The sequence below is a fragment of the Psychrobacter sp. CX21 genome, from assembly GCF_057396255.1.
The window spans coordinates 36552-60886 of the sequence record NZ_JBXYJG010000009.1; the positions used below are offsets into that span (position 1 = coordinate 36552).

The 24335-nt window shown below is 38.5% G+C and carries 22 protein-coding genes; 12 read left to right on the plus strand and 10 right to left on the minus strand.

Features of this window, described 5'->3' with window-relative positions:
* The first annotated feature begins 285 nt into the window (after nt 1-285).
* Nucleotides 286-2076: an aminotransferase class I/II-fold pyridoxal phosphate-dependent enzyme gene (locus AC2SLP_RS06690; protein ID WP_486535897.1), complete on the plus strand. Its 1791-nt coding sequence runs from the start codon at nt 286-288 to the stop codon at nt 2074-2076.
* Between the two features lie 273 nt (nt 2077-2349).
* Here the strand turns inward: AC2SLP_RS06690 and AC2SLP_RS06695 are convergent, their stop codons facing one another.
* The 3 genes from AC2SLP_RS06695 to AC2SLP_RS06705 all read right to left on the minus strand — a co-directional run bounded on the left by AC2SLP_RS06695 (nt 2350) and on the right by AC2SLP_RS06705 (nt 4973).
* Nucleotides 2350-2487 (minus strand): hypothetical protein, encoded by a 138-nt coding sequence (locus AC2SLP_RS06695; protein WP_486535898.1) that lies wholly within the window; start codon nt 2485-2487, stop codon nt 2350-2352.
* A gap of 90 nt (nt 2488-2577) precedes the next feature.
* A complete protein-coding gene (locus AC2SLP_RS06700) occupies nt 2578-2883 on the minus strand; it encodes a hypothetical protein (protein ID WP_486535899.1) in 306 nt (101 codons plus the stop codon).
* Nucleotides 2884-3149: 266 nt separating this feature from the next.
* The gene (locus AC2SLP_RS06705; protein ID WP_486535900.1) at nt 3150-4973 is read right to left on the minus strand and encodes a glutamine--tRNA ligase/YqeY domain fusion protein; all 1824 of its coding nucleotides are present in this window, start codon (nt 4971-4973) and stop codon (nt 3150-3152) included.
* Between the two features lie 548 nt (nt 4974-5521).
* Between AC2SLP_RS06705 and AC2SLP_RS06710 the strand changes: the two genes are divergently transcribed.
* The gene (locus tag AC2SLP_RS06710) at nt 5522-6034 is read left to right on the plus strand and encodes a peptidylprolyl isomerase (protein ID WP_486535964.1); all 513 of its coding nucleotides are present in this window, start codon (nt 5522-5524) and stop codon (nt 6032-6034) included.
* A gap of 81 nt (nt 6035-6115) precedes the next feature.
* Nucleotides 6116-7222 (plus strand): UDP-2,3-diacylglucosamine diphosphatase, encoded by a 1107-nt coding sequence (locus tag AC2SLP_RS06715; RefSeq protein WP_486535901.1) that lies wholly within the window; start codon nt 6116-6118, stop codon nt 7220-7222.
* An 83-nt stretch (nt 7223-7305) separates the two neighbouring features.
* Here AC2SLP_RS06715 and orn read toward each other — a convergent pair whose 3' ends face one another.
* The gene (gene orn, locus AC2SLP_RS06720) at nt 7306-7893 is read right to left on the minus strand and encodes an oligoribonuclease (RefSeq protein ID WP_486535902.1); all 588 of its coding nucleotides are present in this window, start codon (nt 7891-7893) and stop codon (nt 7306-7308) included.
* Nucleotides 7894-8229: 336 nt separating this feature from the next.
* On the opposite strand from orn, the gene rsgA reads away from it, so the two are divergent.
* The 4 genes from rsgA (at nt 8230) to secB (ending at nt 11032) form a co-directional block, all read left to right on the plus strand.
* Entirely contained in the window at nt 8230-9411 is a 1182-nt protein-coding gene (rsgA, locus tag AC2SLP_RS06725; RefSeq protein ID WP_486535903.1) for a ribosome small subunit-dependent GTPase A, read from the plus strand.
* A gap of 240 nt (nt 9412-9651) precedes the next feature.
* On the plus strand, nt 9652-10080 hold the full coding sequence (locus AC2SLP_RS06730; protein WP_486535965.1) for a rhodanese-like domain-containing protein: 429 nt from the start codon (nt 9652-9654) through the stop codon (nt 10078-10080).
* Nucleotides 10081-10208: 128 nt separating this feature from the next.
* Complete coding sequence (gene grxC, locus AC2SLP_RS06735) at nt 10209-10472, plus strand: glutaredoxin 3 (RefSeq protein ID WP_486535904.1); 264 nt, start codon at nt 10209-10211, stop codon at nt 10470-10472.
* A gap of 116 nt (nt 10473-10588) precedes the next feature.
* Nucleotides 10589-11032 carry a protein-export chaperone SecB gene (gene secB, locus AC2SLP_RS06740; protein ID WP_486535905.1) on the plus strand — a complete coding sequence of 148 codons (444 nt, stop codon included), beginning with the start codon at nt 10589-10591 and terminating at the stop codon, nt 11030-11032.
* Nucleotides 11033-11448: 416 nt separating this feature from the next.
* Here the strand turns inward: secB and adk are convergent, their stop codons facing one another.
* The 6 genes from adk to AC2SLP_RS06770 all read right to left on the minus strand — a co-directional run bounded on the left by adk (nt 11449) and on the right by AC2SLP_RS06770 (nt 19204).
* On the minus strand, nt 11449-12102 hold the full coding sequence (adk, locus tag AC2SLP_RS06745; protein WP_486535966.1) for an adenylate kinase: 654 nt from the start codon (nt 12100-12102) through the stop codon (nt 11449-11451).
* Between the two features lie 521 nt (nt 12103-12623).
* Nucleotides 12624-14081 (minus strand): c-type cytochrome biogenesis protein CcmI, encoded by a 1458-nt coding sequence (gene ccmI / locus AC2SLP_RS06750; protein WP_486535906.1) that lies wholly within the window; start codon nt 14079-14081, stop codon nt 12624-12626.
* Between the two features lie 67 nt (nt 14082-14148).
* On the minus strand, nt 14149-14775 hold the full coding sequence (locus AC2SLP_RS06755) for a cytochrome c-type biogenesis protein (RefSeq protein WP_486535907.1): 627 nt from the start codon (nt 14773-14775) through the stop codon (nt 14149-14151).
* Nucleotides 14772-15392: a DsbE family thiol:disulfide interchange protein gene (locus tag AC2SLP_RS06760; protein WP_486535908.1), complete on the minus strand. Its 621-nt coding sequence runs from the start codon at nt 15390-15392 to the stop codon at nt 14772-14774. Before AC2SLP_RS06760 ends, AC2SLP_RS06755 begins: the two co-directional genes overlap by 4 nt.
* 244 nt (nt 15393-15636) lie before the next feature.
* The gene (locus tag AC2SLP_RS06765; RefSeq protein WP_486535909.1) at nt 15637-17589 is read right to left on the minus strand and encodes a heme lyase CcmF/NrfE family subunit; all 1953 of its coding nucleotides are present in this window, start codon (nt 17587-17589) and stop codon (nt 15637-15639) included.
* 286 nt (nt 17590-17875) lie between these two features.
* Nucleotides 17876-19204, minus strand: coding sequence for a DUF445 domain-containing protein (locus AC2SLP_RS06770; protein WP_486535910.1), 1329 nt, complete (start codon nt 19202-19204; stop codon nt 17876-17878).
* Between the two features lie 449 nt (nt 19205-19653).
* Between AC2SLP_RS06770 and mrdA the strand changes: the two genes are divergently transcribed.
* The 5 genes from mrdA to petA all read left to right on the plus strand — a co-directional run bounded on the left by mrdA (nt 19654) and on the right by petA (nt 24317).
* The gene (mrdA, locus tag AC2SLP_RS06775; protein ID WP_486535911.1) at nt 19654-21627 is read left to right on the plus strand and encodes a penicillin-binding protein 2; all 1974 of its coding nucleotides are present in this window, start codon (nt 19654-19656) and stop codon (nt 21625-21627) included.
* A 114-nt stretch (nt 21628-21741) separates the two neighbouring features.
* Nucleotides 21742-22392, plus strand: coding sequence for a 16S rRNA (guanine(966)-N(2))-methyltransferase RsmD (gene rsmD / locus AC2SLP_RS06780; protein WP_486535912.1), 651 nt, complete (start codon nt 21742-21744; stop codon nt 22390-22392).
* A gap of 196 nt (nt 22393-22588) precedes the next feature.
* On the plus strand, nt 22589-23017 hold the full coding sequence (gene rplM, locus AC2SLP_RS06785) for a 50S ribosomal protein L13 (protein ID WP_486535913.1): 429 nt from the start codon (nt 22589-22591) through the stop codon (nt 23015-23017).
* 21 nt (nt 23018-23038) lie between these two features.
* On the plus strand, nt 23039-23425 hold the full coding sequence (gene rpsI, locus AC2SLP_RS06790) for a 30S ribosomal protein S9 (protein ID WP_486535914.1): 387 nt from the start codon (nt 23039-23041) through the stop codon (nt 23423-23425).
* Nucleotides 23426-23732: 307 nt separating this feature from the next.
* A complete protein-coding gene (gene petA, locus AC2SLP_RS06795) occupies nt 23733-24317 on the plus strand; it encodes a ubiquinol-cytochrome c reductase iron-sulfur subunit (RefSeq protein WP_486535915.1) in 585 nt (194 codons plus the stop codon).
* Nucleotides 24318-24335 lie beyond the last annotated feature (18 nt).

The following is a 24335-nucleotide window of genomic DNA, read 5'->3' on the forward strand; positions in this document are numbered from 1 at the left end:
TTCAATAAAACCTAAGTACTCAAAAGTTGTTCAACAGTAAATCACATTTTAAAATCAATTATCATAATTGGTGGATTATATAATCGACAGTTATCTTGAATGTTTAACGTTCTATAAATAACAATCAATTAATGCAAGTAAAACTTGCATAATATATACTTGCGCTCAGTCTAGTTTTGCAATAATATCTTGCATTATAGATCCAACATAATTAATTATTAAACTTTCTAATTAGATTTAGCTTCAAACCTCTATCGTTCTCAAAATACCATATTGGACAGTATTATGACTGACTCATTAGAATACAAAGATCAAGGCAAACGATTAAGCGCTTTGCGTAAGTCAAAAGGACTTACTGCCGAACAGCTCGCAACACTAATGACTGAGGCAGGTGCGAAAGTCAGCCGAGGTGCAATATCAAATTGGGAAAGGGGCATAAATGGTATTGTTGCCTCAAAAATACCTACCTTGGTCAAATTACTAGACTGCTCAGAAGGTTATTTGTTGACAGGTGAGCCCGATCAAAAAATATACCATCTAAACAAAACCAGTAACCCTACTAAAAGTAGAAAAATTAACAGTGCTCAAAACGAGCAAAATACTACTTCTAGGAATAGTCCTCTCGATACGAATTCTCATAACTATAACAGCAACCCTATTCAAAATAATAAAGCAGAGAATGACTCGCAAAACAAAACTAGCCAAAACGGTTCTCATTCAAATCCATCACCATTACGTATAAGCGAATCGACTATGACACATTCAAATCATAATAGTCCCAAACCTCTTAGAAAGTCTGAAAAGCTGCAGAATGTATGCTATGACATTAGAGGCCCTCTTCTTAAAACTGCCAACTTAATGGAGCAGCAAGGACAACGAATTATCAAACTAAATGTTGGCAATCCTGCGCCTTTTGGTCTTCAAGCGCCGCATGAGATTCTTCAAGACGTTGCGCTAAACCTTCATAATGCTACTGGCTATTCAGATTCACAAGGTATATTCTCTGCTCGTAAAGCCATTTTGCAATACTATCAATCAAAAGGGTTATTGTCTGCCGTAGATATCAGAGACGTGTACCTAGGTAATGGAGTATCTGAATTAATTGTTATGACAATGCAAGCGCTGATGAATGATGGGGATGAGGTGCTTATTCCTATGCCAGACTATCCGCTGTGGACCGCAGCCACTAACCTTGCAGGTGGAACGGCTGTGCATTACCGATGTAATGAAGCGGATAACTGGCAACCAGATATCGAAGATATACGAGCTAAGATTACGGATAAAACGCGCGGTATCGTAGTGATTAATCCAAACAACCCAACTGGTGCGTTGTATTCAGATGAATTGTTGAACCAAATTGTAGATCTCGCTCGCGAATACAACTTAGTGATCATGGCAGATGAGATTTATGATCGGGTGTTATATGATGACGCCGTTCATACCCCCATGTGTACTTTATCGCAAGATGTGATGATATTATCTTATAACGGTCTATCAAAGTCGCATCGCATTGCAGGTTTTAGAGCAGGCTGGATGATGCTCTCGGGTAATAAGAGTCATGCCAAAGACTTCATAGAAGGTTTGGATATGCTGGCTTCTATGCGCCTTTGTTCAAACGTGCCTGCTCAATACGCTATTCAAACTTCCCTTGGAGGTTATCAGAGCATGAAAGCGTTAACAGAACCTAATGGACGCTTGTATAAACAACGTCAAATGGCGGTTGAGCGGTTAAATGCAATCCCAGGGATTTCGTGCACCATGCCTCAAGGGGCTTTTTATTGTTTTCCAAAGATTGACCGCTCAATCTATCCTATTGAAGACGATACAGATTTTATGATGCAATTATTGAATCAAGAAAAAGTACTGATGGTTCAAGGTAGCGGGTTTAATTGGGATGCACCAGATCACTTTAGAGTGGTATTCTTACCTAACCTATATGATTTGGAAGAAGCGATGGATAGAATTGAGAGATTCTTTGCAAATCAGCGTCAGAAGTTCGGGACAGATACGACTGATGTTATAGATAATTATAACTCTAAATCTAATGTTAACGGTCATGACACCCAAAATGCTTAGAACTTATTTTCGTAGCTCATTGATATAGATGGTATAAAATAGACGTTATTAAATATTAGATTTCTTGAAAGGAATGAATCAAAGGACTAAAAATTCAGGGCCTGTTAATTTAGTATTAACAGGCCCTGCTGATTAAGTCATAATATATGAAAGCTGTTATTTAAACCTGTTTTTAAAACATAAGTTGACTGCTTAAGTTGAAAGCTAACGTTTAAATCTTAAGTTATAAGCATGAGTTATAAGCATAATTTATAAGCTTTCGTTAAAAATAAGTTACAGCTTTCGTTCTGTAAGATAATGGATTATTTCAAATTTATTAGGACGTGATACTAGCAATTGTGCAAACGCTTCTGCTTTATTGTAGTCATCACCCAACTTCTGCTGATAAAGTGTTTTGAAGTCATTCTCCATTTCTTGCGCTCTTAGATGGCGTTGCCAAGAGTCGCTAATTACTTTTGTCAGCTTATTTTCAATATTTAAGTACTTTAAGAGCTGCCATTCTCACCTATCCAACCATATGGCATCACACGTTTCGCAAACATTAATGGTGTTATCAAATTCATTATCTATATCGTACTTAATTGTGAACTTGACGCATTGCTGACAGATTATAGCGCCCTGAGTGTTCTCAGCTTCTATAAACTTAAATGCATCAGGCTGACTGCTCAAGTTTAGTTTGTTAGCATTACGCTGCGACAGTGTTTTAGCCTCTAACCACGCTCTATAAGTTGATAAATTAAGATAGAGACCTTTACAGGTCGAACACTTCAAGGTTTCTAAACTTCCCTCAAGCAGATTGGGCTCCATGGTATTAGTCTTGCATTTGTAGCAGTCTAATTGCATTTTAGTCTCGAATTGATTACTAATAATGACAGAATACACCATTTTATGAACTATTGTTCAATTACTAGACTCTATTTTAATACTATTTTTAAATTCATTTGTATCTCAAAGACTTAAGACAAAGCTAAGTGTTTTTCACTGTTCAACCATAAAACAAGACATACTCTTTTTTATTTGAGTATGTCTTTAAAACTCGCTTAAAAATTGCGTGTTCAACTAAACAGCATTTCTTAGTCAGGCTTAAAACTATCTCTCAAGCTAACAATCTCATTAAACACTGGCTTTTCTGACGTATGCAGCTTACTATCAGCTACAAAATACCCTTCACGTTCAAACTGGAAACGGCTTCCTGCTTCACAATTAGCAAGTGAAGGCTCAACTATGGCATCAAGCTCAGTTAATGAGTTGGGATTTAACGCATCGTGAACATCGTCAACACTACTTGGATCTTCTACGCTAAACAAATGATCATATAACCGTATTGTAGCCGGCACCCCATGACTTGCAGATACCCAATGAATAACACCTTTTACTTTTCGGTCTTCTGGGTTTTTACCTAAGGTGGTCTTATCAATCGTGGCTTCCAATGCTACGACATCTCCATTATCATCTAAAACATGGTTAGTCACTGATAATACATAAGTATTTCGTAAGCGTATTTCAGTCTTTTCAGGAGACAAACGTTTGTAACCTTTTGGAGGTTCGAGCTCATAGTCCCCTTGATCAATATAGATGGTATCTGTAAATGGAATCTCACGCTCACCCATATCAACATTAGGATGTTTTGGCTGAGTTAACCATAGTGTTTTGTTGGCATCATCATATCGCGCAGTCACACTCTCAGCTTTTAAATCTTGCCACTCGCTGATTGCTTTATCAAAATTTGTTATTGTAACTTTAAGTGGCTTTAAAACTGCCATACCACGAGCTGTGGAATTTTCTAATGATTGACGAACACTAAACTCTAACAACCGAAAGTCAACAACACTATCCGCTTTGGTGATACCTACACGCTCACAAAAATCTCGCAGACCTTCAGGCGTATAACCGCGTCGACGCATACCGGCGACAGTTGGCATTCGTGGGTCATCCCAGCCCTCTACAATCTCTTCATCAACCAATTGTTTAAGCTTACGTTTACTGGTTAAGGTATGATCCACATTTAAGCGACTAAATTCATATTGATGCGGCGCTCTATAGATACCTCCTTTTTCACCAATTTTTTCAATTACCCAATCATAGAATGGACGGTGATCTTCAAATTCAAGGGTACATAGCGAATGGGTTACCTTTTCGATGGCATCTGATAAAGGATGCGCAAAATCATACATAGGGTAGATACACCATTTATCACCCGTTTGATGATGTTCTTGATGAAGTACACGATAAATCACTGGATCTCGCATATTCATATTAGGGCTGTCCATGTCAATTTTGGCACGTAGCACCGCTTCACCATCTTCAAACTTACCTGCGCGCATATCTTCAAATAACTTTAGATTATCTTTAATACTCGCATCACGTTGTGGAGACGGCGTACCAGGTTCTTTGAACGAACCTCGATTGTCTTTTATTTGTTCTGGTGTTTGTAGATCAACGTAAGCGTCGCCTTGTTCTATTAGCTGAACCGCCCACTTATACAATTGATCAAAATAACCTGAAGCATGTTGTGGCTCCCCTACCCAATCAAACCCCAACCACTTCACATCTTTTTCGATATTATCAATATAATCTTGTTTTTCAGCCAACGGGTTGGTGTCATCGAAGCGTAAATTGCACACGCCACCGAATTCGTTTGCCACACCAAAGTTAAGACAAATAGATTTAACATGTCCCAAGTGCAGATAACCATTTGGCTCAGGCGGAAAACGTGTGACGATTGTATCGTACTTGTTCTCGGCTAAATCATCTCTAATAATATGACGTATAAAATCATTTTTTTGAATGTCTTGAGTGCTATTTGAAGAATTGCTATTTACAGATTTGCTATTTGCAGAATTGCTGTTATTTTTAGGGTTGCCAAGGTTGCCTTTGACGCTGTTCGCATGACTCATAAACGCGTGCTCCTGTCACTTAAATTAGGAAGATTTATATTTGGATAGATAGAAGGTGATTTAAAAACTAGATTTTTAAAATACATCATTAAGCCTATTCTAACAGGTTTACCAAACCCTGTAACAGCTAGACACATGACATCAATAAAAAAAGGCGTTAGACTATCGCCTTTGATAACTTAATCGCTAATAACTTATTGTATAATTGCTTTTATACCTAATTACTTTGATCAAGAATAGCTTTGTTCAAAAAAACTTTAATTTCTGATATCTATATTTTGGAAGTCACTAATAGTTTTTATATATAGCCTGTTATCAAAATAATTGTTATTAAAAATAAATTTGAAAGTTACAAACCATCTAAAAGCTAATTAACGTTTGGTAATTAACAAACCATCGAGGGTGAAATGATTGCATTAAGAAATTTTGGCATAGGTGGTTTTTTACTACCCATGTTCCTTATGGGCTGTGCCAACTCAAACAACCATGTCAATGATAGTGTCCACGAAAATGACGCTATCTCTAAAACCAATTATAAGGAGACTCAAATGAGCGAACATCCAGTCGTACAACTTAACACTTCAATGGGTGACATTACTATTGAACTAAATGAAGAAAAAGCACCGAAAACGGTTGATAACTTTATTAACTATGTTGAGTCAGGTCATTATAACGGTACTATTTTTCATCGTGTTATACCAAACTTTATGATTCAAGGTGGTGGTATGGACGCAAATATGAAAGAAAAATCGACTAACGCACCGATTGAAAATGAAGCGGACAACGGCCTTAAGAACGAAGAAGGTTCAATTGCCATGGCACGTACTCAAGACCCACATTCAGCTACCAGTCAATTCTTTATCAATGTAAATGACAATGGTTTCTTAAATCATACTGGTAAAAACATGCAAGGTTGGGGCTATACTGTATTTGGCAAAGTGACCGACGGCATGGATGTTGTTAAGAAAATCGAAGGTGTATCTACTGGACGTTCTGGTATGCATGCCGATGTGCCTAATGAAGCTGTAGTCATCAACACAGCGACAGTCGTTAGCAAATAATGCCTTAACAAGTTATTAACAACGCTCGATAACATTAGCTCAATATTATTTATTAAAATTTATTGATTAAAAAAAGTAAAAATGACTTATTCAGACATTTATGACACCGATAGACCTTATGTTATCAATTATAATCACTTTATAACCACACGCCCGCATGATATAAAGCGTGTGTTTGTTAGTGATTTACATTTGTCAGCTGAGGAGCCTGCATTAGTGCAGGCTTTTTCAGCTCTATTAGATGACTGTTGTCAGTTACCTAACCTTGATGAGCTTTATATACTCGGGGATTGGTTTGATATTTGGATTGGTGACGATGCCTATTTAAGCTTATCTGATGCTCAAAAACAGAGACATTGGTTAACCCCACTTTTTTTTCAATTAAAGCAATTACACACAACAGGTTGTCAAACCTACGTGATGCATGGCAATAGAGATTTTCTAATCTCACAAGATCTATGCGACACCTTTCATGGTCAACTTATTAAAGAACCTTATACATCAAAAATTGGCAGCTTAACAGTAAGGCTTGAGCATGGGGATGCGCTTTGTACAGACGATGTGGCATATCAGCGCATGCGCAAGGTCTTACGCTTTCGACCAATAAAATGGGGACTGTTAAGACGTTCTATATCCCAGCGTGAGAAACTCGCTGACAAAATTCGAAAAAGAAGTGCCTCAGATAAATCATCCAAAAATGAGTTGATTATGGATGTTAATTATGCAGCAGTCGACAAAGCTATCCATAAGGTAGATGTCCTTATACATGGACATACCCATCGACCCGCTTGTCATCAAACGATGGATGATAAACCTCGCTATGTATTAGGCGATTGGAGAGTACTTAATACTGACAAACTCATTTTCGATCATAAGCAAAGTAGTCTTGAGCAAAGCAATCTTGAGCAAAGCAATCTTGAGCAAAATAATCTTGAGCAAAGCAGTCATTTTATAAAAAAAGCATTAAATATAAACCATGACAACCCCAAACTTAACGATGATAAATTAAAGCTTACTCATTCATCTAAAGGTTATGTAGAGGCAGTTATAGGAATAACTACATTAGAGCCTGATATTTTAGAACCTAGTACTTTAGAACCTAGTACTCTTAATCATGAACAGTCACAACTATCAGAATCTGAAAACTTCCAATTGGTGCGCTTTAAGCACAAACTACGCACTGTTTAATTAAACTATTTTAGGTTAACCAGTGTTAAGTTGCGGATGTTTAATTCAACAATTGCTAATTAGAGCAATTAATTTTAGGCAATTTAATCCAAAAGTTTAAAAAAATGTTGTCTGTAATGCTTTAATTCTCTAATGGAGTCCCGAATATCGTCCATTGCTAGATGCGATCCCGTCTTTTCAACCCCTTTGAGTACGTCTGGTCGCCACCTATAACAAAGCTCTTTGATTGAAGATACATCTAGATTTCGGTAATGGAAAAACTTTTCCAGTGCTGGCATCTGCCTTGCCAAAAAGCGGCGGTCTTGACAGATAGAATTGCCACACATCGGCGATTTGCCTTCATCAACCCATTTATTCAAAAATGCTATCGTACCTGCCTCAGCTTCTTGTAACGTCACTTGGCTTCTACGAACTCTATCAATTAAGCCAGATTCGCCATGTTGTTTCGTATTCCATTCATCCATCGCGTTTAGCTTCTGATCTGAAACTTTGATGGCATAAACAGGGCCATCAGCCAATACATTAAGATCATCATCAGTCACGATAGTCGCAATCTCTATAATATCATCGTGCATGGTATCAAGCCCAGTCATCTCAAGGTCTATCCATACCAAACCTTTTTTACCTTGGTTTTTAATTTTTATTTTGTTAGGGTGGTTGGTCGTTCCCATTATTAATCCTATTTTATGAAATTAAGCCTTTCAAAATATCATCTATAATCAATGAAGTCTGAAATGGTTACACGCTAATCGAATGAACATACTTGTGAACTTAATATGCAGTTAGCTAAGCTAGATTAATACCGTAGCCGTTTAGTTATTCACTGACTGTATGAGATTTTTAGAATGTCTATAGTAACAAATTTCATGCAGAGACTTCATACAATTCTAGTTATTAAGCTTTAGAATTATAAAACATAGTAAATTCTACTACATTTTATAATCGGCTTTTCATACCGAATTTAATTAATTAATTCATCCCAACATTAAACACGGTAATCAAATAATATGGCGCTAATAAGACAACGCAAACTTACTAAACAACAGCTTCGCCGCATTAGTAAAAAGCAAGACCAACAGCAAGACTTAGACAATGATAGTCTAATGGATGGTGTTGTTATGGCGCACTATGGTAAGCAGCTTGAAGTACAGGTTACGTCACTTCCAAAACATATACCTGAACCGCCTATTGTAGCTGAGGGTGAGCCTGAGCCCTTTTGGCAAGAGATGAAGATGCATGACATATGGCGCTGCCACGCCCGCACTAATCTTCCTATGCTGGCCACAGGAGATAAGGTGCGCTGGACGGCTGACCCAAATACTGGGTTTGGTCGAATCGAATCTGTTCAAAACCGTACCTCTATCATCTCACGTCCAGATCGATATCATAAACTAAAACCAGTGGCTGCAAATATTGATATTTTAGCCATTGTATTTGCACCTTTACCCGCCGCCGCACCTGGTCTTATTGATAGATATTTGGTTGTTTGTCATCATGCGGGAGTGACCCCATTATTAGTATTAAATAAAGCAGATTTATTGAATAATGAAGATCATGCCCCTACTGAAAACCTATTAATTGAATACAAAAATCTAGGCTATGAAACTGTATTAACTGCTGCTCCTTGCCCTGAGAACAGTCTTTATCAGTCTGCACAGTTAGAACCATCAGCATCTCAATCAGCGTCTAAATTAGACAATGACACCACCCAAGACTCACTTGTGGAGCGGATCATTAGTGTCGATGAGCTACAGCACAAAATTAAAAACAAGCTGGTAATCTTTGCTGGACAATCTGGTGTCGGTAAAAGCACCTTAGTAAACGCTATGTTGCCCAACTCCGATCAGAGCGTTAACGTTATCTCGACCAATTCAAAACTTGGTCAACATACAACAACGACAAGCTGTTTATTACCCTTTGTTCCGAATGATTTGTCTCAAGGGGGCATCGTAGATACGCCTGGTATACGTGAATATGGGGTATGGCATCTGACCCCAGAGGATGTCATTGCAGGGTTTAAAGAGTTATATCCACTTTCAGCGGACTGTAAGTTTCGAGACTGTAAGCACACTTACAATAGTAAAGGGTGTGCATTATGGCAAGCAGTTGATAACAATAAAGTACTAAAACGGCGCGTTGAGAGTCTCGTTAACTTACAAGCTGAAGCAGATACTCAGGATTATAGGTAATGTAAATACAGCATTATCAGCAGACGGTCGTTTAACTGTAAAAGGTTTAATATTAAGTCGCTTTTTAAAGCAGCGACTTTTATGGAAGCAGTGCGTCTTATAGAATATTTAAAACAATACAAGGTTAATGTAGGGTTGACTGTATTGTATGATGCATTCTAAGGTCTATCACGTTATAATATTATACATAAAGTTTATTATTGGAGAAGTGTTTTGTCATTAGATCGTTGGCTTGAATTTATGGGCAACCACCCATTTTTATTTGGTACTTTAGCTGTACTTTTGGTTCTATTTTTTGCAGTTGAGAATAAGAGAAGTGGTAAGAAGATATCACCTAATGCTTTGGGAACCCTTGTAAATTCTGAAAATGCACAGATTATTGATATACGTTCTAATAAAAAGTTTGAAACTGGTCACATACAAGGTAGTCGTAACATTCCATTTACGAGTCTTAAAGATCGGCTTACTGAAATTCAAGCGATTGACGCACCTATCGTGGTGGTATGTGATATGGGCATACAAGCAGGTGCAGCAATACAGATGATAGGTAAGCCTAATGTGTTCCGCTTAGATGGTGGCATAGGTGGTTGGCAAGCTGCAGGTATGCCTTTAGTCGGCGGCAAGTCTACCAAAGGTAAAACCATTAATAGCAAAGCTAAAGCGCGTTAATTATTAATTTTAATTTTGTTTGATTTAATACCCTGAATTTACACCGTATATTGACGTCCCCTATTGACACAAAAGTATTTTATTTAAATTTGTCTATAAACTCACTATATACAATATAAGGATTTATCATGACTGCTACTGTAACGGTCTATACTACCCCAATTTGTCCATATTGCACCAATGCAAAACAACTTTTAAATTCTAAAGATATTGAATTTGAAGAGATTGGCATGCATGACATCAGCTCTGATGAGCGTATGAATCTTATGAAAAAAACTAATAACTATCGTACTGTACCGCAAATATTTATTGGTGAAACGTTTATTGGTGGATTTGATGAGCTTAATCAATTAAACCAGGACGGTAAACTTGATGAAATGGTTAATGCTTAATCGTATTATGTTAAGGTGCTACTTGTACCTTGATGATTAAGATTTAATTTTTATTTACTCTCATTATCTTCATATTTTTATTTATTTTTTTAATTTTAATAAAAAGGACAACTATCATGGCAGAGCAAGAACAAGCACAACCTCAATTGGCATTAGAACGCATCTACGTAAAAGATATGTCTCTTGAAGTTCCAGGTGCTGAAGTATTTACTAAGGAATGGCAACCAGAGCTTGATATTAACTTAGCTACGGACGCTAAAAAACTTGATGATGATCATTATCAAGTTATATTAACAGTAACCGTTAATGCTCAAAACTCAGGTGAGCCAGCTTTTATCGCTGAAGTGCATCAAGGTGGTATCTTCTTATTAAAAGACATCCCAGAAGATCAAATGGGTCAAATCCTAGGCGCATATTGCCCTAACGTATTATTCCCATACGCTCGCGAAGTAATTAGTGATATCGTGACCCGTGGTAGCTTCCCACAATTACTTTTAGCTCCTGTTAACTTTGATCAAGCTTATGCACAAAGCCAACAGCAAGTTCAAGGTAATGCTTAAACATTCAGATATGCACTATTTACAGATATGCACTATTTAAGGTTTAACGCTATAGTGTCTAATCCAACTGAATGTTAAGCTGAATATATCTTGTTCAAGACTTAGCTTAAATACTTATATTTGAATAAATTAAAAAGACCGCTTTTTGCGGTCTTTTTATATTTAATCTATTACAAGGGCGTGTCTATAATAGAGGCAACCCCTGTAAGTATCTCCTAATACTATAGTCAAAGAACTTTAAAGTAGTCACATGGCAACCGAGTGAAAGTACTACTAGGGTAGGATTAACGAGGTTAACATTGTGACTCTTTACAAGTTCGCTGACTATATGAATAAAAAGCTTCGAACAAAAAAAAGCTTCTGCATATACAGAAGCTTTTTTTATTGATGTTACTTATCGTACTAAAACTAATAAACTACCCTTTTAAAGCTTTTAGAATATTATTCTTAACCACTTCAATGTCTTTAGTACCATCAAACTGATGATATTGAGCAGCATCTGGGTTTTGATTCGCTTTTTTCTGATAAAAGTCGACAAGTTTAGAGGTTTGATCGTGATAGGTAGCTAAGCGATCTCGGATAGTCTCTTCTTTGTCATCTTCACGTTGTATTAGTGGCTCACCCGTCACATCATCAACGCCTTCTTCTTTAGGAGGATTGTGAATCATATGATACACACGTCCGGATCCAGGATGTTGACGACGGCCAGAAAGACGATTAACTATTTCATTGTCTGGCACACTTATTTCAACCACATGATCAATGTCTACACCCGCATCTACTAAGGCAGCCGCTTGTGGTATAGTGCGCGGAAAACCATCAAAAATACAACCATTGGCACAGTCCGGCTTAGCGATACGTTCTTTGACAAGATTGATGATTAGGTCATCGGATACTAACCCGCCCGTCTTCATGATACTTTCCGCTTTCTTACCGAGCTCTGTTCCTTCTTTAATAGCAGCGCGCAGCATATCTCCTGTTGAAATCTGAGGGATATCGAATTCTTTTGAGATAAATTGAGCTTGGGTACCTTTACCCGCCCCCGGAGGTCCTAGCAGTATAATACGCATCATAAGTTGTTATCCTCTTGGTTTAAGTGATAGGTAATTTATGTCTTTATATAAACCTACATCACAGTGTTTAGCTATTAGTTGTCTAGTACTTTATGGCTTAGCGCTAATGGTCTTGAAATTTTGAGTACTAAACTTAGTTGTCTTGAACTTTTGTAGTTTTAAGCTACGTAGCCTATTATTTCACCATGTTTTATTTTAAATAAAACGCTAAATACTGGCATCTTATTGTATAGTCAGAAAAATACTAAACGGTTACGGGGTTAACCTTGTTAAGCCTAATATAGTAGTACTTGCACTCGGTAGCCTTGTCACCATTTTAGATTCCTTTGACTGTATTATGAGCCGCTAAATATAATGAACAAATACCATACCCTGCACTTTAATAAAGCTCAAGCTATTTAATTCATTTAATGCAATATAACTGACACTTAGTGGTCAAATATTTTGTTGAATATCTGGTCAATTATACCTTTCTAATTAAACTAGGTAAATTTAGCAGTCCAACTCTCTCAATCAGCTTAAGGTACTTGCTGATTTATCTCGATTGCTACTTTAGGTAGTGTATTTGAACCATCATATGCTAACGGAATATTATCAGCCGCTAAATCGCCCGCTTCTTTAATTGCCTGTCCTGATTTACTTATACGAGCTGTCACTACTAGGTCTGCGTTCTGGTCAATTGCTGCAGATAACGTGCGTGAGGGCATCATTGCATCATTATCAGACAATTGTAATTTATAGCCATCTTCGGCTCGTGTAATATCTGCCGCTGGTAACCGTTTGACCGCAATAGGTGCACCGCCGCTGGCTTCTCTAATCGTAACATATAGCACGTCATTAGGCTCTACTAGCGGATACAAGCTTGGGTTTAATAATACAGTGATAGCAACTCCGCTAGCTTGCGCATCTGTTGGAGCTTGCGAATTAGACTGAGCTTGCTGATTTAAAGCATTTGAATGTATAGGGTCAGAAGATGACTCTGCATTAATACTTGCTCGCTTCTGAGCGGCAATACTATTACTTAATTTATCTAAGCTTTGCAGCGCATCGCTATGATCACCCTCTCTTGCTTCGATGCCAATACGTAACTTATCAATCCATTGCTGAGCTTGATCAAAGTTGCCTTCACGAGCTTCGGCCATAGCTATGAGCATTTGAGCGCCTTGATGATATGGATTGGTTCTTAAAACGCTATCAAGTGCTTTGCGGCCGTCTGGACCTAGCATACCACCGCTCGTAAAAAACTGTGTCTGAGCAAATCTCACTGCGATGTCTACATCTTCAGGGCTTAACCGATAGGCTCGAGCAAGGGCTTCCATCGCTTGCTCTTCAGCCTCAAAAGCTAAATAAACATCTGACAAACGTAACCAGCGCATAGCATCATGAGCATGATGATGGACATTGGTTTGTATTGCACCGAATAAACCTACATTATCATCAACGGCCCATTCGGGTGGACTATCAATTTTACCCGTTAATAGGTCATCAGCAACTTGACCTAACTTATCTTGCGCACTCCACAGTTCCATAACTGGCGTTCTATTCGAAGAGACTATATAAGCGAGAATCATTAATAAAGGTATACATAGTAATATTGTTAAACGTGCCTTAGGGCTTTTAGTAAAGGTACGTTCCTGTTGAGAGACAACGCTTTTGCGCGTCTGCTTATCAGCTTCTGTGATGACCTCTTTAGCCTCATCACCACTCGTTGGTTTTGAAATCTGGTCATCGCTGGCTAAAATAAGTTGGCGTTCAAGTTCTGTTTTTTGTACCTTAAACTCTTCTGCGCTCATGCCACCAGCATCGTAATCCGATTTTAATTCTTTTAAGCGCTCTTTAAAGACTTCTACATTGAGCGTAATAAGCTTATCGTTCTGTACAGATTTATCTGCTCTCAACCATGGAATCAATACTATTACGGCTAATAAGATTGCTAGTATGATTGCCAGCGCGATAAAAATCACTAACGTTGGCATGTTTTACTCCTTAAAGTTGAAACAGATATTAATAAATGATTTATATAACAATATTTAATAGAATTTATCAGGAATTTGAATCATCTGAACTATCTACAGTATATGAAGATTTACTATGCGGCTCGTTATGCTTTTTTAATAGCTCATTTAATCTAGACGCTTCATCTTCTGACAAATTAGACTCAAGCGTATCGGACGATTCTGCATTTAAATTCGACTCCCTAGCCATTCTAGCCATTTGTCTGCTGCTATTATGCGTCTTTCTTGTGCGCCAAAACCACCAAAACACGATCAACACTAAAAATATGGGCGGAAAATACCATAAGATCCACGTTGAAGGTCTTACAGGCGGCTTGTAACTAATAAAATCCCCATAACGCTCATACATATACTCACGTATTTGCGCATCCGTTTGACCCGCCATAACCATCTCATAGGTTTTTCGCTTTAAATCTTGAGATATCTGTGAATCAGAGCCCGCTAGATTTTGATTTTGACACTTTGGACAACGAAACTCTTCTATCAATGCTTTGTATTGCGCTTCTTGACGCGGACTGTCAAACTCATAGACTTCAATGGCAGCACTAGCAAAACTACTCCAGCCGAACATACTGATAGTAATAACAATCACACTGATTAGTTTAAAGGCATTCGTTCGAAATTTAGTAACAAAATCGTTGGTTTGTATACTCATTTACACACCTCAGCAATCTGTGCCGTAACCTCTGGCGTACTTAAATCAAGATTTTCATTACCTAATTCACTCAACAATTCCATACATGGCTTTATACGCGCTTGCCAATTTTGCTCATGAATTTCCCCAACAATGTGCTGACGTATATTTCCTTGAGTATCAACGATAAAGCTTTCAGGCGCACCTGTTAGACCTAAATCTATCGCAAAACTTCCAGAATAATCTCTAAAGCTAAATAGAAAAGGGTCTCCGCCACGGCTGATGTAACCTCGAGCATCTTCTAATTCATCTTTGTAATTAACACCGACCATAGGTACTTGACGATTACGCAGTTCCATCAAAAAAGGATGTTCTACAATACAAGTTGGGCACCATGATCCCCACACGTTTATTAGATAAGGTGATCGGGGCAAATCACTGTTCGTCACCATAGTTGATGGATCTGATAATAACGGTAAGTTAAATTCTGGTACTGGTCTATTTATTGCATTATCGATGACAACATCAGTAGGCTTACCTAGCTTGGCAAACAGCATAACGATTAATCCGACAAATACGATAAAAGGGATTAAGAACCAAACTTTCATCTGTGACTTTTTCATGACTGGATCTGACATTTTAAACTCTCTAAATGCTCATTTTAAGGGTGAAAGATCGTCTAAATGGTTTAATAAAGAACATGAAGCATTCGAAATTTATATCATAATAAGCAGGATATAATGTTTTATTGGCAAAACGATTATAAAAAATTATGTTGATATCAACCTTAAGCCATCCGAACTATCAAGTCTTTTTATTAAGTCTTCCAAATCTATAACTTCACTTGCATTTTAACTTAAGATGACTTTGGATCTTTAACTTTTAAGACCTTCTCTTAAGACGATAACGTCGATCTAGCATACTTAGCACGCTACCTAAAGCCATTACTAAGGCGCCTAACCATAACCACGACACCATTGGCTTAACATAAATACGTACGGCCCATTTGCTATTGGGATCTTTCGGATTTATTGGTTCACCTAATGCCACATATAAATCTCTTAATAAAGTAGTGTTAATACCCGCTTCTGTCATCGGCATACGGCTAACGACGTAATTACGCTTTTGTGGATATAAAGTAGTCACATATTTATTGTCTTTTTCAACTCTAATTTCAGCTTGAGTAGCATCATAATTTTTGGCTCGAACGTTTTCAAAATTAACAAGTGAGAAACTATAGTTACTAACCTCCTCTTGATCACCCACGGTCATAGCAACATCTCTTTCAACGCTCATCGCACTGGTGACTCCAATGCCTAGTGCCAGAATCAAAACCCCAATATGAGCGACCTGCATTCCCCAATAGCTTAGTTTCAAACGTTTTAAACCATTCAAAAATGAAGTCGCATTACGAGTTTTGTCTTTAATGTCATTTAAAGACCAACCTAAAACCCAGATACACAATAGCGCCGTTAATAAAATTTGCAGATTTAAGCTGTGCGTAAATAGATAAGTTAGTATGCCTGCCAAAAGCGCACTACTAACTAATATCGTTAAACCAATACCCATTAAAGGACGTTTTTCACGCTTCCAGCGTATATTTGACCCCATACCCATGGCTAATAATAAAAGCCATGTCAAAGGTACAAATAACGCATTAAAGTAAGGAGGCCCAACTGATACCTGACCGAGATTAAACGAATCAGCAATAATTGGATAGAGCGTCCCAAGTAACACCACTAAAGTTGCCACTAGAATAATAATATTATTGATAACTAATAGGGTCTCACGCGACAACAACTCGTAATGGCTTTCGACAGTCAGCTTCCATCCACGTACCGCAAATGCGATTAGTCCTGCGCCGATGACAATACCTAAAATAGCCAAAATAGCTAGACCACGCGTCGGATCAGCGGCAAAAGAGTGGACAGAAGTAATCACCCCTGAACGTACCAAGAAAGTTCCTAATAAGCTTAGAGCAAAAGCAAAAATAGCCAACATGATAGTCCATGCTTTAAAGACACCGCGTTTTTCAGTAACGGCTAGCGAATGGATTAAAGCAGTACAAGCAAGCCAAGGCATCAATGACGCGTTTTCCACAGGGTCCCAAAACCACCAACCGCCCCAGCCAAGTTCATAATAGGCCCACCAAGAGCCTAGCGCGATACCTAAAGTCAAAAACCCCCAAGCAGCCAATGCCCAAGGGCGAGACCAGCGTGTCCAAACCGCATCTAAACGACCAGCCCATAAAGCGGCCATACAAAAAGCAAAAGGTACTGCCATACCCACATAGCCCATATATAGCATGGGTGGATGAAAGATGAGACCTGGATCTTGAAGCAATGGGTTTAAGTCGGCGCCATCTACTGGAATATTAGGTAAGGTGCGATCAAACGGTGAGGAGGTGAAAATTAACATCAGCAGCATCATGATCTGCACAGCACCCAATATGACGAGCACTCTTGCGCGCATATTTAATGGTAAGCCGCGACTAAACCATGCAACCAACGCTGTCCACGCACCCAATATAGTAACCCAAAGCAGCAGTGAGCCTTCATGACCGCCCCATGTGGCAGAGAGTTTATAATACCAAGGCAAAAGTGAATTGGAATGTTGAGCAACATACACTAAGCTGAAATCATTATAGTAAAATCCAGCCATGAGCGTTAAAAATGAGGTAAATATAGCCACAAATTGAGCCCAAGCCAAACTTGGCGCCAAACGCTGTAAATGAGGTTGATAACGCAGGATACCAAATGTCGGTAACACTACTTGCAATAATGACAGCACCATGGCCGCAACTAACGCAAAATAACCTAACTCAGTGATTAACATATTCTCTCGCCCTAATTACGCTGTGTATCTATGAATAGTTTTGAATTACAGTTATTAAAACTAAAGCCTTTACTGATATAGACGTATATATTTAATGGATTTCTACTTTGGCAGGACACAATACTTCTAACGACTCTTAAAGTCCATGTGTTGAAGCGCTATCTACTTAAAATAAATGTTGTAAAATGGCTTTGTCTTGAAATTGATTTGAATAACCAGTGTCTTTTATTAAAAAATGCCTTTACTTAAAGTCGATGAGCAAAGACACCCTAAATTTTATGATATTTTAACCGCTTACTGGGAAGAAGACCAATATAAGATGTAGCCAACCTGCCAAAAAGCCTGTAACCCCGCCTAAGATGATTAAGGTAGTTTCATCCTCTCTGAAAGCTGGACGCAGCAAGTTTTGGAACTCATGAGAAGATAAGGCCTTAATACGCTCGCAGAACATGCCATATATTTTGCTGGCACGGCTTTCATTTAAGCCAGGGTCTCTTATTGGAATCATTGTTGCATCAATAGATTTATCAATAATCGTATTTTTAAGTTGACCCAGCTCACGACGTCCTAAACCTATACGTAATGCCGTGTTGACTACTGGCGACTCTAATAACTCGTATAAGTGACTCTTCATGAGATCTCTGGTCTGAGCAGACCTTTCGCCATACATCATCTCATTCATGATATTTTCTAGCGTCACCAAATCTCTAACCACAATCTCTGCGAACACCTCAGACACTTCAGGCTGACGCTTCATAAAACCGCCTTGCCAATAATAGGTATCTATTTGCGGCAAGACTGGCATGATATATGGGAAGCCTTTGATACGTTTAAATAGTTTTAAATATTTTACAGGCTTTGGCTCAATGGGGTTAAACACCATCCAAATAGCAATCCAGTTCGTTAAAAACCCCCACACCGCCGCAAAAAACGGCACCGTCCAGTGCTGTGGCACCAAAACATAAATAAACATTTGCACAATACCAAACATAAAACCAATTAAAGCACTGATATGCCAGATGAAATTGATTTCTTTTTGACCCACTTTTAAAAACATATTGACCATTAATCGGCGGTCGTTTTCCATAGTGCGTACGATCATTTTGCGCATATCAACCAGCTCTTCGACATTATAAGTCATGTCTACAACTAGGTTCTTCATTATGGTGGGTAACTGCTCATGCGCGTGTGTGTAAATACGTCTTTTAAGCGCATAGGGCATATTGCTCCATAATGATGATGAACGCTCCATCATTATCTCATCGATGAGTTGATCCAAATTTGCATCAACACTCTTAGCGATGAAATCGGCCATCTCCTCAGGTTCCATAGCATTGAAGAACTCATCTAATGAACCGAGTTTTGATAAGGTTTGATCAACAATAACGCCCGAGATTTTTCCCGCCTTACGCGGTACGATACCTTGCCAGCCAATGCCTTGCCATCCATAAGGCAAATTTGGTATTTTTATACCCCAAAATTTGATGGGGTAAAATAGCATTTTTAATGCCATCCAAACATGCGCCCACGTCACAAATGCTGTCACAAAAGGAATCGTCAGCATTGCAAAGAATTCAGGATTAGAATTTAGAACTTGCCAGATAGAAGATAGCATGTTTGATATATCACTTATAAATACTTAGACTTTTAACTAAAGTAAAAATCTATTTCCATGTTTATTTTGAATTTTAAGCGCCGATTTTACCACATTCATTAGTGCTTAACTGATTAACCGATTACTTATCCTTGTAAACAGGGATAATAGCGCTATATAGACCTAAACTGCAACAATTTATAAGCAATAAATATAAGCCAATCAGTTCTATAGATTAATTACTGTGTCTTCTATGCAGATTCTTATAAATTTGCATAGCCACCTATTATTAGTTAAAACTCTTATAAGATTAAGAATCTCTTATAAGGATTAGACGATGTGATATAATTTATTTTTAATCTGCAAAGTATGTGTTTGATAAAAATTGTATTAATATCAAATAAATTTGATGTCTAATAATCCAACGCTCCCCTTTTTATCTTATCTAAGTCTGTAAAGTAAAAACCTTCATGAATAAACCCATAGCAACCGATACTCGCCAAGAAAATCGAGTATTTTTGAATCGAATCATTTTTGCTGCCTTATTTATAGCTTTAGGTCTTATAGGTCTAATGGTTCGCTATTGGTATTTGCAAGTACATTCTTACGAGAAATATACCACTCAGGCAGATAATAATCGCGTTAAGTTAATCTCCGACCCCCCCTCTCGTGGTTACATTTATGATAGAAATGGGCACTTACTAGCTGACAACAAGCCCGTTTTTACGGTAATGCTGAGTCCCGATGAGGTCAAAGATCCTGAGCGTACGCTAAACCTACTTGCCCCCATATTTGATCTTACCCAAGAAGATATTCTGGATATTTTAGCGCGTATTAGTAAAAACAAAAAAAATGACCCAGTGGCGGTAAAAATTGATATAAATGAAACTCAGATGGCGCAGTTTAGTGAGCGTAAGCCGTTTTTCAAAGGTGTGAATATTCAAAGTAAACTGACTCGTTATTATCCTTATGATGAGCTGTTTGCGCATGTCATTGGCTATGTGGGGCGTATCAATGATAAAGAGACCAAAGAGATCGATAAAGACCTTTACGCAGGTACAGATCTGATCGGTAAAATTGGTATCGAAAAGTATTATGAAGAATTACTCTTAGGTCGACCAGGTTATCAAGCTGTCGAAACTGATGTGCATGGTGAGATTATTCGCAAGCTTGAAAGCACCCCGCCAGTGCCCGGTAACGATATATATTTAAGCTTAGACTATGGTTTACAAAAGGTAGCTCAAGAACAGCTTGATGGCCGCCGCGGTGCTATTGTAGCCATTGACCCTCAAAATGGCGATGTTCTAGCGTTTGTTAGTAACCCAAGTTTTGATCCAAATCCCTTCATATCGGGAATTTCATTTGACGACTATGGAGCGTTGCGTGATGATCCCGATCAGCCCCTTTATAATCGTGCGCTCCAAGGCATGTACCCTCCTGCCTCTACTATTAAGCCCTTTGAAGGGCTGTCTGCCATACATTACGGTGCGATGGGCTGGAACGATACAATTTATGATCCAGGCTATTTTACCTTACCTGGTGACAGTCACCGCTTTCGAGATTGGAAGCGTGGGGGGCATGGTACTGTCAACTTAACCAAGTCTATCGTTATGTCAGTCGATACCTATTATTATAAGTTATCTTATAAACTTGGGATTCAGCGCCTTCATGATTGGATGATAAAGTTTGGCTTTGGATCCAAAACTGGGATTGATTTACCGCATGAGAAATCTGGAATAATGCCCTCTCCTAAATGGAAAGAAGAGACGTATGGCAAAGCGTGGCTTCCAGGCGAAACTATTTCTGTTAGTATCGGTCAAGGTTATTTTTTAGCGACTCCTCTTCAGGTGGCTAATGCAACTGCAATGACCGCCAATTCAGGCAAAATTTTAACGCCTCATATGCTAAAGCGATCCGAGGGTGCTGCTGAGGTTCATCCCATTGATAAACCAACGGGTGTCATAGAGTTTAATGGCTCAAATTCAGACTGGCTTAAAATGCAAAACGCGATGGAACAAACCATTAAACGTGGTACAGGTCGTCGAATTTATACGCCCAAATATCGGATTGCAGGAAAAACAGGAACCGCACAAGTTAAGTCGATTGCTCAAGGTAAAAGTTACAATAAGAATGAGCTCGATAAGCGTCACTGGGATCATGCTTGGTTTACTGGGTTTGCACCCGTTGAAAAACCAAGTATCGCCCTCTCTATATTGGTAGAAAATGGGGGTGGCGGTAGTAAAACGGCGGCACCTATTGGGCGTGCTTTATTCGATTATTGGGTATTGCGACGTGAAAATAATCCTATTTTACCGCCGACAGCTGATGAGCTTGCCGAAATAAAAGCGCAAAAAGCACTTGATAAAGCAAAACTCGAAGCGCTGCGAGAAGCAGAAGAAAATCAAAGTGAGCTTGGTGAACAAATAGAGAGTACTGGTAATTAGGGTCTGTTGAACAGATATAATTAAAGAACAAAAATAGTTAAACAATAATTAATATATTAATAGCAAATAGTATTTATAAAATTTGTCTTACATGGTAATAATCTTGAGAACCTCATGTCCAAATCCAAAAACAAGTCTGGCGGCGACAGTCAGGTGCGCATTATCGGCGGTCAGTATAAAAGACAATGGATACCTTTTATTAATGCCCCTGGATTAAGGCCCAGTCCTGACCGGTTAAGAGAAACCCTATTTAATTGGATACAGTTTGATCTTCACGAGGCTACTGTTTTGGATGCCTGTGCAGGAAGTGGTGTATTAGGACTTGAAGCTTTATCGAGAGGGGCTGGTCATGTCACTTTCATTGAGATAAAAGCACAGCAAGCAAACCTTATTAAGCAGACGGCAGAAAAGCTAAATATTAATACTAATAAATTCACGGTAATGATTGGAGATGCCATATCCATTTTACCAAGGTTGTCTGGCTCTACTTGTGACGGCATTACTAACATAGCCGTTTCTAACCAAGCAGTTCATAACATGGTATTCGATGTAGTGTTTATAGACCCTCCCTACGATCTTGACCTATGGGTACCTATGTTAACCACATTACTACAAAAAAATCTCGTACATTCTGAGTCATTATTATATATAGAAGATAGACGCCCTTTAGCTGAGACATTAGCGCTCTTAGATAGGAGTTATCAGGTATTGAAGACCACCAAAGTGGGTCAAATATATGCAAGTTTGATTCAATTAGAAATATAATTTCATATTACGGTCAAATATATCTTCAAAAAGCCTTAGTATTTAACGGTATTGGGTTGCATTTTCATTCAGTAATGCATACAATGTGCGTCTGTTTTTTGAGAGCCCCGTTTCCCCCAACACTCTCAACTAAGGTGGGATAGCCTACCTGTATTGATATAGAAAGCTATTTCACACGACAACTCAAGGTCAAATCATGAAAACATTAAGTGCAAAGCCTGCTGAAGTAACTCACGACTGGTATATCGTTGATGCTGAAGGTAAAACATTAGGCCGTCTTGCTACCCAAATTGCAGCTCGTCTGCGCGGTAAGCATAAGCCCTCATTTACCCCTCACGTTGATACTGGCGATTATATCGTTGTTATTAATGCAGACAAAATAACAGTTACTGGTAAAAAAGCTCAAGACAAAAAGTATTATCGTCACAGCGGATACCCTGGCGGCATTAAAGAAACCAACTTTAATAAGTTGATTGCTCATAAGCCTGAAGATGTTCTTTTAAAAGCTGTAAAAGGCATGTTGCCTAAAGGTCCTCTTGGTTATGCCACTATCAAGAAGTTGAAGCTATATGCGGGCACTGAGCATCCTCATGCCGCACAGCAGCCTCAAGAACTAGACATTTAATCGCATAATCAGGAGCAAATTATGGAACGCAATTACGGAACAGGTCGTCGTAAAACCTCAACAGCTCGTGTATTTTTATCAAAAGGTACGGGCAATATAGTTATTAACGGCAAACCACTAGATGAATACTTTGGTCGTGAAACATCACGTATGGTTGTTCGTCAGCCTCTAGAATTACTAGATGCAGGTGAAAGCTATGACATTTACGCTACGGTTAAAGGTGGTGGTATTAATGGTCAAGCCGGTGCTATTCGTCATGGTATTACTCGTGCATTGATTGAATCTGACGAAACCTTAAAGCCTGCCCTTAAAGAAGCTGGCTTCGTTACTCGTGATTCACGTCAAGTTGAACGTAAGAAATTGGGCCTACGTAAAGCACGTAAGCGTCCTCAATTCTCGAAACGTTAATCTGTTGTTTGAGCTATTATCGGCTTATCTAATAAAAAACCCTTGTTGACTCAAGGGTTTTTTTATTTTTGCAGAACCGAATTTATTTTATTACTAAAATAGCTTAGAATAGACACAATTAGTAATATTAGGCAAAGCCAAAATTATTCAATATTTAGTAAAGCAGACTATGTATACTATATATTAGAGATAATAATAGACAATCTAGTTATATAGTCTCACTAAATTTGAATGATACATACCAGTTTGAAATAGCGATGTTTATCTTATTCGTTATTTCATGACTTTTATCTGGAGGAAGTTGTTAATGAGCCATGCCGAAGGCGTCAATATAAAACGCCGTAGAGTTCTTATCGCTTCTACTGCAGCTATCGGTGCAGTAGGGGTTGCTTCGGTGGCCACACCATTTGTTAGATCTTGGTACCCCAGTGCTAAGGCAGAAGCTGCAGGCGCTGCTGTTACTCAAGATATCAGCGCTATCGAAGATGGCCAAATGATCGTGGTTAAATATCGTGGTAAACCTATATTTGTAGTTAAGCGTACTGCAGAGATGGTAGATACCTTGGATGAGGTAGTCCCTTTTCTAAGTGATCCTGATTCTACAGAGTCTATACAACCTGAATACGCGCAGAATAAAATTCGCTCACGCGAACCTGAGATTTTGGTCGTTGAAGGTGTATGCACTCACTTAGGATGCGCACCTAACTATCGACCAGAAGTAGGTGCTGCTGATTTGGGTGGAGACAGTTGGTATGGGGGATTCTTCTGCCCATGCCATGGTTCTAAATATGATCTCGCGGGCCGAGTTTATAGCGGTGTTCCTGCACCTACCAATCTACCTATTCCTGATTACAGTATTAGTGGTCCTATCTTAACTGTTGGGGAGTCGTAACTATGAGTATAGGAAAGA